Annotated in this window: 10 protein-coding genes and 2 riboswitches; of the genes, 6 read left to right on the forward strand and 4 right to left on the reverse strand. The window is 70.0% G+C overall.

Features of this window, described 5'->3' with window-relative positions; translation table 11 throughout:
• Together AB0F61_RS33780 and AB0F61_RS33785 are read right to left on the reverse strand one after the other, a co-directional pair.
• Positions 1-849: CbtA family protein (locus AB0F61_RS33780; protein WP_357818344.1), on the reverse strand; the 849-nt coding region annotated here is incomplete at its 3' end.
• Positions 840-1,043 carry a CbtB domain-containing protein gene (locus AB0F61_RS33785; RefSeq protein WP_357818347.1) on the reverse strand — a complete coding sequence of 68 codons (204 nt, stop codon included), beginning with the start codon at positions 1,041-1,043 and terminating at the stop codon, positions 840-842. The genes AB0F61_RS33785 and AB0F61_RS33780, both read right to left, overlap by 10 nt.
• 58 nt (positions 1,044-1,101) lie before the next feature.
• A riboswitch (cobalamin riboswitch) is annotated at positions 1,102-1,177 on the reverse strand.
• 292 nt (positions 1,178-1,469) lie between these two features.
• Between AB0F61_RS33785 and AB0F61_RS33790 the strand changes: the two genes are divergently transcribed.
• From AB0F61_RS33790 to AB0F61_RS33805, 4 genes are all read left to right on the forward strand, one after another.
• The gene (locus tag AB0F61_RS33790) at positions 1,470-2,348 is read left to right on the forward strand and encodes an amidohydrolase family protein (protein WP_357818349.1); all 879 of its coding nucleotides are present in this window, start codon (positions 1,470-1,472) and stop codon (positions 2,346-2,348) included.
• A 320-nt stretch (positions 2,349-2,668) separates the two neighbouring features.
• Entirely contained in the window at positions 2,669-3,676 is a 1,008-nt protein-coding gene (locus tag AB0F61_RS33795) for an ABC transporter permease (RefSeq protein WP_357818351.1), read from the forward strand.
• Between the two features lie 40 nt (positions 3,677-3,716).
• Entirely contained in the window at positions 3,717-4,769 is a 1,053-nt protein-coding gene (locus AB0F61_RS33800; RefSeq protein WP_357818354.1) for an ABC transporter substrate-binding protein, read from the forward strand.
• Positions 4,769-5,587, forward strand: a complete 819-nt coding sequence (locus tag AB0F61_RS33805; RefSeq protein ID WP_357818356.1) for an ATP-binding cassette domain-containing protein — start codon at positions 4,769-4,771, stop codon at positions 5,585-5,587. The genes AB0F61_RS33800 and AB0F61_RS33805 overlap by 1 nt, the downstream gene beginning before the upstream one ends.
• A 104-nt stretch (positions 5,588-5,691) precedes the next feature.
• Here AB0F61_RS33805 and AB0F61_RS33810 read toward each other — a convergent pair whose 3' ends face one another.
• Both AB0F61_RS33810 and AB0F61_RS33815 read right to left on the reverse strand, forming a co-directional pair.
• Positions 5,692-6,414 carry a FadR/GntR family transcriptional regulator gene (locus AB0F61_RS33810; protein ID WP_357818360.1) on the reverse strand — a complete coding sequence of 241 codons (723 nt, stop codon included), beginning with the start codon at positions 6,412-6,414 and terminating at the stop codon, positions 5,692-5,694.
• Between the two features lie 9 nt (positions 6,415-6,423).
• The gene (locus AB0F61_RS33815; protein WP_357818363.1) at positions 6,424-7,818 is read right to left on the reverse strand and encodes an enolase C-terminal domain-like protein; all 1,395 of its coding nucleotides are present in this window, start codon (positions 7,816-7,818) and stop codon (positions 6,424-6,426) included.
• Between the two features lie 564 nt (positions 7,819-8,382).
• Positions 8,383-8,599, forward strand: a riboswitch (cobalamin riboswitch).
• Between the two features lie 194 nt (positions 8,600-8,793).
• Here AB0F61_RS33815 and AB0F61_RS33820 point away from each other — a divergent pair.
• Together AB0F61_RS33820 and AB0F61_RS33825 are read left to right on the forward strand one after the other, a co-directional pair.
• The gene (locus AB0F61_RS33820; RefSeq protein WP_357818366.1) at positions 8,794-11,112 is read left to right on the forward strand and encodes a ribonucleoside-diphosphate reductase subunit alpha; all 2,319 of its coding nucleotides are present in this window, start codon (positions 8,794-8,796) and stop codon (positions 11,110-11,112) included.
• Between the two features lie 56 nt (positions 11,113-11,168).
• The gene (locus tag AB0F61_RS33825; RefSeq protein ID WP_357818368.1) at positions 11,169-12,164 is read left to right on the forward strand and encodes a ribonucleotide-diphosphate reductase subunit beta; all 996 of its coding nucleotides are present in this window, start codon (positions 11,169-11,171) and stop codon (positions 12,162-12,164) included.
• Positions 12,165-12,205 lie beyond the last annotated feature (41 nt).

A 12,205-nucleotide genomic window follows, 5' to 3' on the forward strand; every position in this document is an offset into this window, starting at 1 on the left:
GCCGGTCAGGTCGATGACACCGTCCTTCCTGGTGTCGATCCCGCTGATCGTGGCGGTGCCGGCGCTGAACACCGTGGTGATCCGGCCGGTGGGCATGGTGCCGGTCCGGCGGCGCAGGTCGTGGTGCATCAGGGCCGCGAACAGCAGGCCGATGCCGGTCCAGAGCACCACCTGCGTGCCGAGCGAGGCCAGCCGGAAGTCCCACAGCAGGGCGGCCGGGAAGTCCTCCGGGACCTCCTGGAAGGAGGGCATCACCACAGAGGACACCACGGCGACCAACAGGAACCCGCACGTGGCCGCGGCGGCGCGCTGCCACGTCGGTGCCGTGCTGCCCACCGCCCGATAGCCGAGGGAGCCGGCCCAGACCGCCACCAGGCCGAGCACCACCATCAGCAGGTAGGTGACGGTGCGCTGGTTGATGGTGGCCGGGTCGCCGACGGCCGGCGGGTTCGCCGGATACTTCAGAAACGGCACGATCACCGCGCCGAGCAGCGCCGCGCCGGCCAGCAGCAGGCCCGAGCGGCCGTCGTCGTAGGTCCGCCGGCGGCGGCACAGCAGGACGTACGCGGTGGCCAGCAGGCCACCCATCGCGGCGCCGAACAGGCTGGTGGCCAGAAACAAGCCGCCCCGCTGACCGGTCCGGCTGACCAGGGCGTCCTCGTGATCGTGCCCGCCGGCCGGGGGCTCGGCGTGCGTCGCCGCCTCCTCGATCGCGATCGCCGCCTCGACGCGCGGTTCGCCGGCCACGTAGGCGAACGCCCCGGCGAGCAGGCCGGCGATCAGGCCGGCGAGCAGCCCGCGGACGAGGACGGTGACGAACGGGGGAGCGGTGGTGGACCTCAGTGGCACGGGACACCCAGCAGGTGCCGGCCGTCGTGCATCAGCTCGTGCAGGTACGTCCCGCTGCGCGAGACGGCTCCCTGATCGAAGGCGACGAGGTAGGCAAGCAGGCTGAGCAGCACGACGGTGGCCAGGACCGTCCACAACAGACGGGCACCGCCGGCGGGATGCACCAACGGCTGGCTGGACGTGGAAGCAGACATAAGATCACGAACCTCCCCGGGGATGACGCGTCCCCATCGCAAGGCTGCGGACGACCGAGCGTCCTGGCTCGCGGCCCCGTTGAGGCGGAGACCGCTTACAGTGGCGCGACCGCGCCGGATTCACACCGGCTTCCCTCGCGTCGCCGCAGATAGTGGGTCGACGGTATCGGTGCCGCCGCAGGCGGTCAACCCGGCTCAACGGGCGGGGTGTCGGCCCACCGTGAGCGGTAGTATCGACAAGGCTGAATTCCAAAGATATGATGCTTGGTTGCGCCGAGGCACGCGTTCGGCGGCCCCACAGGCGTCCTGTTACCGCTAACATGGTCCACCTGCCGGATCGGCTCCGAAGCGCCGAGCCGACCCGGACGTCTGACCAATGACTGGGCGGGGTGGGGGAGAGTACGTGAGCATGCCAGGACGTGTCCGATGACGACCACCGAGGCTGCGCCGGGGCAGGGCATCGTCGACGCGCACCACCATCTCTGGGTCCGGGCACGGCACCCGCAGCCCTGGATCGATCCGCACACCATGGCCGCGATCGACAGCGACTTCACCCCGCTCGATCTCGCCCCGGTGGCCCGAGCGGCCGGGGTCACCCAGACCGTCGTGGTGCAGTCCGTCGCCGTCCGGACGGAGACGCCCGAGTTGCTGGGTATCGCGGCCGACGACCCCCTCATCGCCGGCGTCGTCGGCTGGGTCGACCTCACCGCCGACAACGTCGGTGATCGCCTCGACCGGCTCCGGGCGGCCCGCGGCGGAGAGCGACTGGTGGGCATTCGCGACCTCGTCCAGTCCGAGCCTGACCCGGCGTACCTCGACCGCCCGGACGTCCGGCGGGGCATCGCCGCGGTCGGCGCCGCCGGCCTGGCCTTCGACCTGCTGGTACGCGACCACCAGTTGCCGGCGGCGACCCGGCTCGTCCGCGACCTGCCCGAGATGCGGTTCGTCCTGGACCACCTCGGCAAGCCCTCGCTCGGGCACGGCGGCCTCGGCGACTGGCCGCGCGACCTGCTGGCACTCGCCGCCGAGCCCAACACGACGGCGAAGCTCTCCGGTCTGGTGACCGAAGTGGACGGCCCCTCCTGGACGACGTCGGACGTTCGGCCCGCCGTCGAGCACGCGCTCGACGCGTTCGGCCCGGACCGGCTGATGTTCGGCTCGGACTGGCCGGTGTGCCTACTCGCCTCCTCCTACGCCCGCTGGGTCGAGGCCCTCACCGAGTTGCTGGCCCCGCTGGGCGACGACGAGCGGGCGGCGATCTGGCGGCGGACGGCCCGCCGGGCGTACCGGCTGGACGCGGCCTGACGCCGTGGTGGCTCGCCGACTGACCGCCCGCACCTCGCTCCGGGCCTGTCGACGGGCCACGGGTTGTGCCGGTTTGATCAGACGTCTGCCTCAGCCGCGCCGGGTAACGACGACAACATCCCCGTAAGACCTTGGCAACATGAGTCAATGCGTGGCAAGGTAACGCCTGATCGAGGGAAACATCCGACCTATCTCGACGGGTGGTGTGGGCACACCCCACGCCGCCCGGCCGTGGAGGATCGGTGGCTCAGAGGTGGCCGGCTCGCCGGGGATTCCCCCGTCGCGCGCCGGCGCCACGCTTGGGGAGGTCAGATCCGACGATGAGTACCGTCGAGGCATCCGCCGGCACGCAGCGCGGCGAACTCAGCGACTGGTTCCGCGAACGGATCTCCCACGCCGTCTCCGAGTTGACCGCCGCGACCGCGCTCGTCGTCCTGTTCGTCGCGTTGACCTTCGCCAGTCCCTATTTCCTGACGGCGGACAACCTCTTCAACATCGGGGCGCAGACCGCGGTGATCGCCATCATCGCCACGGCGCAGACGATGGTCATCATCACGAAGGGCATCGACCTGTCCGTGGGGTCGGTCGCCGCGCTCGCCGGCGTCGCCGGGGCGATGGTGGTCCGCGACCTGGGTTTCTCGCTCTGGGCGGCGACGGTGGTCGCGATCGGCGTCGGCGCGCTGGCCGGCCTGCTGAACGGGCTGCTGGTGACGGTGGCCCGGATCCCGCCGTTCATCGCGACGCTTGGCACGATGTCCGTGGGCCGCGGTCTCGTCTTCATCATCACCGGCGCGGTCGGCGTCTACGGCCTGCCCCGATCCTTCCAGCTCCTCGGCAACGGGGAGCTGCTCGGCATCCCGTTCGCCGTGGTGATCACCGTCCTGGTCGCGGTCGGGGTCGCCTTCCTGCTCTCCCAGACCCGCTTCGGTCAGTACACCTACGCGATGGGCTCCAACCTGGAGGCGGCTCGCCGCTCCGGCATCCGGGTGGGGCGTCACCTGACCGGGGTGTACGTGCTGGCGGGTGTGCTGGTCGGGCTGGGCGGCATGATCGCCGCATCCCGGGTCAACTCCGGCCAACCGAACTACGGGATCTCGTTGGAGCTCGACGTCATCGCCGCCGCGGTCATCGGCGGCGCCAGTCTCTTCGGTGGTCAGGGCCGGATCGTCGGGACCATCATCGGCGCGTTCCTCATCGCCCTGGTGCGCAACGGCGCCGTCCTGCTCGACATCAGCATCCACTACCAGCAGGTGATCGTCGGCCTGATCATCTGGGCCGCCGTCTACTTCGACCAGTACCGCCGCCGGCGGCTGGAATCACGGGGTTGACATGCCATTCCGAGACTCCGAACGAGAAAGGACACACACCATGGCGCACACCACCACCAGCCGGCGGACGCGACGGTCGATCCTGGGTGTACGGGCCGTTCTGGCCGCGGCCGCGGCGACCGCTCTGCTCAGCGCCTGCGGCGGGGTCGAGGTCCGCGACGGGGGCGACGGCGCGACGAAGGACGCGAGCGGCCCGTTGAAGCTCGCCGTCGTGCCGAAGGCCGTCGGTGCCGACTACTGGAACACCGTGAAGGCGGGCGCGGAGTGCGCCGCGCAGCGCGCGGGGGACGTCACCGTCCAGTGGGACGGCGTGACCACCGAGACCGATGTCGAGGGCCAGGTCAACCTGATCCAGAACTTCGTCACCAAGAAGGTCGACGGCATCGTGTATGCGGCGACCGACTCCAGCGCGCTGGCGCCCGCGACCGACCAGGCCCTCGCCGCGAAGATCCCGGTCGCGATGATCGACTCTGGCACCAGCCCGCAGCCGTCGAGCGTGCCGCTCTTCGCCACCGACAACCGTGCGTCGGCCACCGAGGCGGCGAAGTTGCTCGCCACCGAACTCGGCCCCGGCAACCACCAGGTGGCGCTCGTCGAGTTCCAGCCGGGGTCGCAGACCAACACCGAGCGGGTGGACGGCTTCAAGGCCGGCCTCGCCTCGTATCCCAACCTGAAGCTGGTCGGCCAGCAGCCCAGCCGCAGTGACGTCAACGAGGCACGACGCGTCACCGAGAACATCCTCACCGCCAACCCCAACCTCGCCGGCATCTTCGCAGCCAACGAGCCGAGTGTGCTCGGCGCCGCGCAGGCCATCCAGGCGGCCGGGAAGTCCGGCAAGGTGGTCATCATCGGGTGGGACGCCGCCCCGGACGAGATCGCCGGAGTGCGCAGCGGCCAGATCTCGGCCCTGGTCGTGCAGAACCCGTTCAAGATGGGCTACTTCGGCGTCGACAAGATGGTCAAGCACCTGCGGGACAAGGCGCCGCTGGCGTCGGCCGACACCGGCGTCACGTTCGTCACGAAGGAGAACATCGACTCCGCGGAGATCAAGGCGGTGCTCGAGCCCAGTTGCGCCAACCCCCCGGTGCAGTGATGGGCACGACGCCGACGGCAACCGCCGACAGCGACACGCAACCGACCGCCGAGGAACCGCCGGTCCTCGAAGCCCGTGGCATCGTCAAACGATTCGGGCACGTCGAGGCGCTGCGCGGCGCCGACTTCACGGTCCACCGGGGTGAGGTGGTCGCGCTGATCGGCGACAACGGCGCCGGAAAGAGCACCCTGATCAAGACGCTGTCCGGTGTGCACCCGCCCGACGAGGGCCAGATCCGGGTGGACGGTCGTCCCGTCCAGTTCTCCACGCCCGTCGACGCCCGGCGCGCGGGGGTGGAGACCGTCTACCAGGATCTCGCCGTCGCCGACGACCTCAGCGTGGCGGCCAACCTGTACCTCGGTCGGGAGATCCTGCGCTCCGGGCCGCTCGGCCGGTTCGGGTTGCTCGACAAGCGCGCCATGCGGCAGGGGGCCGCCGCGGCCCTCGACGAGCTGGGCGTGCGGATCCCCCGGGTCACCACCCCGATCGCGATGTTGTCCGGTGGGCAGCGCCAGTGCGTCGCGGTGGCCCGCGCCATCATCTGGGCGACGAACGTGGTCATCCTCGACGAGCCGACCGCGGCGCTCGGTGTCGTCCAGACCGGGCGGGTGCTCGACGTCGTCCGGCGGGCCCGCGACGCCGGCATGTCGGTGGTGCTGGTGAGCCACAACATGCCGCAGGTGCTGGAGATCGCCGACCGGGTCGAGGTGTTGCGGCTCGGCCGTCGGGCGGCCCGGCTGCGCGCGGACGAGGTCACCACCGACGACCTGGTCGCGGCGATGACCGGGAGCACCGGCGGAGAGCGGGACGAACGCTGAACTCGTCGACCGGGGCGCGCACGATCACGTGATCGGTGGCGCGCCCCGGAGCCGCCGGGCCGTGGGTGGGTGCGAAGCGGGCCGTCGTACGCCGGGGCGGGCGCTCAGAACCGTGCCGGCTCGGCGTTGGCGTCACCGTCGTCGGGTTGCCCGTGCAGCGATTCCTCCACCCCGATCAGGTGGTTGGCCATCCGGATCCGGGCACGCTCCGGGTCCCGGGCCAGGAGGGCCTTCAGGATCGCCACGTGCTCGTCGTGGGTACGCCGGTCCGCGCCCTCCTCGTGCAGGCTCCGCCAGAGCCGCCCGCGTAGGGTGCGCCCGGCGAACGCCTCGATCAGACCGACGAGCACCGGGTTGCCGGCGTGCACCGCGATGATCCGGTGGAACGCGATGTCGATCTCCATGATCCGTTCGTGCTCCTGCGGCGACCGACCGGCGATCCGGGCCGCCTCGTCGAGGAGGTCCCCCGCCTGGGCGAGGGCCTCGTCGGTGATCCTGGTCGCCGCCAGGCGGGCGGCCTCGCATTCCAGCAGCCGCCGGACGGTGTGGACGTGCCGCGGGTCGCCCTGGCCCTGGAAGTCGACCACGAAACCCATCGGGGCCAGGAGCTGCGGCGCGTCGAGGTTGGTGACGTAGGTGCCGTCGCCCTGGCGGATGTTGACGATGCCGAGGATCGACAGCGCCGACATGCCCTCGCGCAGGGAGCCCCGTGAGACGCCGAGCGACTCGGCGAGGTCCTTCTCGATGGGCAGGCGATCCCCGGGCTTGAAGTGCCCTTCGAGGATCATCCGCTTGATGCCGTTCACCACCTCGTCGGTGCGCGACATGACATCCCCCTAGCGGCCGGCGGGGGTGGCCGTCCCACCCGCGATCACGTACGGCTCCGAAGATGACACCGTAGTCGGGTCTGTCGCCGCCCAGTAGTGGCCGTCGGGAAACCGGTAGAGCTCGACCGACTCCGGACGCATCCGGGTGGAGTAGCCGGGCTCGCGGGGCAGGACGTAACCGCTGCCCGAGCCGGTGTCCTGGATGACGCACGGGTCGGTGAAGTGCTCGTGCAGGTGGTCGACGAACTCGGTGACCCGGTTGGTGAGATCTCCCGAGATCGCGACGTAGTCGAGCACCGACACGTGTTGGACCATCTCACACAGCCCGACACCGCCGGCGTGGGGGCACACGGGGATGTCGAACTTCGCGGCGAGCAGCAGCACGGCGACGATCTCGTTGATGCTTGCCAGCCTGCCGGTGTCCAGTTGGCAGAAGTCGATGGCCTCGGCCTGGAACAACTGCTTGAACATCACCCGGTTGTGGCAGTGCTCGCCGGTGGCGACGCCGATGGGAGCGACGGCGCGTCGGACGGCGGCGTGGCCCAGGATGTCGTCGGGGCTGGTCGGCTCCTCGATCCACAGTGGCTCGAACTGCGCGAGGGCCTTGACCCACTCGATGGCCTGGCCGACGTCCCACACCTGGTTGGCGTCGATCATCAGGTTGCGGTCCGGGCCGAGGATCTCCCGGGCGATGCCGCACCGGCGGATGTCGTCGTCGAGGTTGGCGCCCACCTTGAGCTTGACGTAGCCGTAGCCGCTGTCCACCGCCTCCTGGCACAGCCGGCGCAGCTTGTCGTCGCCGTAGCCGAGCCAACCGGCCGAGGTGGTGTAGGCGGGGTAGCCGGTCCGGTCGAGCTCGGCGAGACGGGCGGCCTTCGTGCTCTCCTTGGCGCGCAGGATGGCGAGGGCCTCGTCGCGGGTCAGCGCGTCGGACAGGTAGCGCAGGTCCGCGATGTCGACGAGTTGCTCGGGGGACATGTCGACGAGCAGCCGCCACAGCGGCTTGTCGGCGACCCGGGCGACCAGGTCCCACGACGCGTTCAGCACGGCGGCCAGCGACAGGTGGACGACGCCCTTCTCCGGGCCGAGCCACCGCAGTTGGGAGTCGGAGGTGAGTAGGCGGTAGACCGCGCCCATGTCCGACGCCATGGTCGCGACGTCCACGCCCACGAGGCGCTGTGCCTGGTGGACGGCCGCCGCGACGACGATGTCGTTGCCTCTGCCGATGGTGAAGGTCAGGCCGTGGCCCGCGAGTGGCGCACCGGTGCTGTCGACGCCGTCGGTGTGCAGGACGACGTAGGCCGCCGAGTAGTCGCCGTCCTTGTTCATGGCGTCGGAGCCGTCAGCGGTCAGGGAGGTGGGGAAGCGGACGTCCTCGACGGTGACGGCGGTGATCTGCGGCATGCGCTCCTCGCCCGGCTAGGCTAAAGATCAGATGATCTCTGGGAGTATACGGAGGGCCAATCCGACGCGTCAACGATGTCGATCCCCCAGGAATCGAAGACATCGAATGTTTTTTCCGGGATACGGATTCGCTGGCGAGCCGTCATCCTGCTCGCCGGTCCCGGTCCACCGGACCGACCGCGAGGGCGGCGAGATTCGTCGCGCTGGTAGGCGCCCTCGGCACGTGGTGGCTCCTGTTCGGCTCGTCGGCCGCTGAGGTCCTCCCGGCCCGATTGGGGAGGTGGCGCCGGAAGTGGAGAGTGGCCCGGAAGATTGGATGTCCACTCCGGATAGCCGTATTGACGGTCAGGTATGGGTAGGGAACTTTACATCTAAAGACTTAATACATCACACCTTTCCGTATGTCGACACCCGCCCGGTCACCGGACTCCGCGCGGGCGTCGCGCCGCCGCGCGTCGGCGCGGGCCGGCCTGGTCGCCGACGCCGGTGACGACCATCACGGGCACCGCCGTCGACACGCCCGGGACCGACATGTGGGGTGTGACAACGGCAGCGTCCCTATATATGGTGTCGAACGCAGCTGGTTCGGCCGCTCAGCCCGAGCGGTCGAGGCAAGAGGGAACCCGGTGAAAATCCGGGACTGTCCCGCAGCGGTGAGTGGGAACGACAGCCGTCATCAGCACTGGGCCACGAATCGGCCTGGGAAGCGACGGCCAGTAGGGGACCGGTCAACCGGTCATGCCCGCGAGTCCGAAGACCTGCCAGCGCGCCGCGTACCCGCACCCGGGTGGCGGCGGTCCGAGGCCGCGTGGGACGGCTGACGCCACCTGACCCACGCCGTGCCGGCGTGGCGTCCGCCGGTGTCTGTCTCCACGCGTCCGAGGGGCCATCAGGTCTCGAACTCGCGAGGAGTGAGTGGTGACAGTCACCGAGGTAGTCCCGGCAGGCGGCGACGCGGCCGTGCGGCGGACGCCGATGCAGGTCCGCAAGCGCAACGGCACCACCGAATCCGTGGAACTGAACAAGATCGTCCGGGCGGTCGAGCGGTGGGCCGACGACCTGACCGACGTCGACCCGATGCGCGTCGCCACCCGCACGATCAGCGGCCTGTACGACGGCGCGACGACTGCCGAGCTGGACCGGCTCTCCATCCAGACCGCCGCCGAGATGATCGGTGAGGAACCGCAGTACTCGCGCCTCGCCGCCCGGCTGCTGTCCGGCTACGTCGACAAGGAGGTACGTCGGCAGGGCATCACCTCGTTCAGCGCGGCGATCCGGGTCGGCCACGCCGAGGGCCTGATCGGCGACGACACCGCCGCCTTCGTGGCCGCGCACGCCACCGTGCTCGACGACGCCGTCGACCCGGACGGCGACCGGCGATTCGAGTACTTCGGCCTGCGCACGGTGTACGACAGGTACCTGCTGCGCCACCCCACCAGCCGGCTGGTGCTGGAGACCCCGCAGTACTGGCTGCTCCGGGTGGCCTGCGGGCTGTCCCAGACACCGGACGAGGCGGTCGGCTTCTACCGACTGATGTCCAGCCTGGCCTATCTGCCCAGCTCACCGACGTTGTTCAACTCCGGCACCCGGCACACCCAGATGTCCTCCTGCTACCTGGTCGACTCTCCGCGCGACGAGTTGGACTCGATCTACCAGCGGTACGCCCAGGTCGCCAACCTGTCCAAGTTCGCCGGCGGCATCGGCATCGCGTACTCCCGGGTCCGGTCTCGGGGCGCGCTGATCCGCGGCACCAACGGGCAGTCCAACGGCATCGTGCCGTGGCTGCGCACGCTCGACGCGAGCGTCGCCGCGGTCAACCAGGGCGGCCGGCGCAAGGGCGCGGCCTGCGTCTACCTGGAGCCGTGGCACCCGGACGTCGAGGAGTTCCTGCAACTGCGGGACAACACCGGTGAGGACGCCCGACGCACCCACAACCTCAACCTGGCCAACTGGGTTCCGGACGAGTTCATGCGCCGGGTCGAGGCCGACGAGATGTGGTCGCTGTTCGACCCGCACGAGGTGCCCGAACTGCCCGACCTGTGGGGCGAGCGGTTCGACGCCGCGTACCGGGAGGCCGAGGCGCAGGGCCGCTACGTCCGGCAGGTCCCGGCGCGGGAGCTGTACGGGAAGATGATGCGCACCCTGGCCCAGACCGGCAACGGGTGGATGACCTTCAAGGATGCCGCGAACCGGCTGTGCAACCAGACCGCCGAGGACGGCAACGTGGTGCACCTGTCCAACCTGTGCACCGAGATCATCGAGGTGTCCAGTGACGCCGAGACCGCCGTGTGCAACCTCGGCTCGGTGAACCTGGCCGCTCACCTCACCGACGGTGGCATCGACTGGGAGCGGCTGCGCGCCACGGTCCGTACCGCCGTCACCTTCCTCGACCGCGTCATCGACATCAACTACTACCCGACCCCGCAGGCGGCGGCGAGCAACCCGCGCTGGCGGCCAGTCGGGCTCGGGCTGATGGGTCTGCAGGACGTCTTCTTCGCGTTGCGACTGCCGTTCGACTCCCCGGCCGCCCGGGAGCTGTCCACCCGGATCAGCGAGGAGCTGTACCTGACCGCGCTGGAGACCTCCGCCGACCTGGCGCGCGACGTCGGCGCGCACCCGGCGTACGGGCAGACCCGCGCCGCTCGCGGCCAGTTGCAGCCCGACCTGTGGGGTGTCCAGGGCACGCAGACCGCAAGGTGGAACGCGCTGCGCGAGCGGGTCGAGGCGGACGGGCTGCGCAACTCGCTGCTGGTGGCGGTCGCCCCGACCGCGACCATCGCCTCGATCGCCGGATGCTACGAGTGCATCGAGCCGCAGGTGTCCAACCTGTTCAAGCGCGAGACCCTGTCGGGGGAGTTCCTCCAGGTCAACACCGCTCTGGTACGCGAGCTGAAGGCCCGCGGCCTGTGGACCGAACCGATCCGGTCGGCGATCAAGCGGGCGGAGGGGTCGGTGCAGGACATCGCCGAGCTGCCGGCCGGCGTCCGCGAGTTGTTCCGCACCGCCTGGGAGCTGCCGCAACGCGCCCTGATCGACCTGGCCGCCGCCCGCGCCCCGTTCATCGACCAGTCCCAGTCGCTGAACCTGTTCCTGGCCGCACCGACAATCGGCAAGCTCTCCTCGATGTACCTGTACGCCTGGAAGGCCGGGCTGAAGTCCACCTACTACCTGCGCTCCCGCCCCGCCACCCGGATCCAGCAGGCCACCGTCAGCGCTGTCGCACCCGTCGTCGTCGACGCGGAGGCGCTGGCCTGCTCGCTGGAGAACCCCGAGTCGTGCGAGGCCTGCCAGTGACCGCCGCCGACACCGCCACCACCGACGCCAGCACCACCGACACGAGGACCACGCACATGCTGCTCGACCCCGGGATGGACCTCACCCTCCGCCCGATGCGCTACCCGCACTTCTTCGACCGGTTCCGCGACGCCATCCGCAACACCTGGACCGTCGAGGAGGTCGACCTGCACGCCGACCTCGCCGACCTGGACAAGCTGTCCCCGGCCGAGCGGCACCTGGTCAGCCGCCTGGTGGCATTCTTCGCCACCGGCGACACCATCGTCGCCAACAACCTGGTGCTCAACCTCTACCAGCACGTCAACAGCCCCGAGGGCCGCCTCTACCTGTCCCGGCAGCTCTTCGAGGAGGCCGTGCACGTCCAGTTCTACCTGAACCTGCTCGACACGTACGTGCCCGACGAAACGGAGCGCTTCGAGGCCTTCGCGGCCATCGAGAACATCCCCTCGATCCGCCGTAAGGCCGAGTTCTGCTTCCGCTGGATCGACTCGTTGAACGACCTGCGGGAGCTGCGGACCCGGGACGACCGCCGGACGTTCCTGCTCAACCTGATCTGCTTCGCCGCCTGCATCGAGGGGCTGTTCTTCTACGGCGCGTTCGCGTACGTCTACTTCCTGCGCTCCCGCGGCCTGCTGCACGGCCTGGCCTCCGGCACCAACTGGGTGTTCCGCGACGAGTCGATGCACATGGCGTTCGCGTTCGACGTCGTCGACACCGTCCGCGCCGAGGAACCGGACCTGTTCGACGACGACCTCGCCGACCAGGTGCGGCAGATGCTCGCCGAGGCCGTCGAGTGCGAGGTGCAGTTCGCCGAGGACCTGGTGGGCCACGGGGTGGCCGGCCTGACGTTGGCCGACATGCGGGAGTATCTCCAGCACGTCGCCGACCGCCGCCTGGCCCAGCTCGGCATCGCCCCGCACTACGGGTCGAACAACCCGTTCGCCTTCATGGAGTTGCAGGACGTGCAGGAACTGTCCAACTTCTTCGAGCGGCGCGTCTCGGCGTACCAGGTAGGGGTGGCCGGCACTGTCGCCTTCGACGACGACTTTTAGGGCCTGTGTCGAAGTCCCTGGCCGGCCTGCGGCGGGCCAGG

This window comes from Micromonospora sp. NPDC023888 (assembly GCF_040639415.1).
Taxonomy (GTDB): Bacteria; Actinomycetota; Actinomycetes; order Mycobacteriales; family Micromonosporaceae; genus Micromonospora.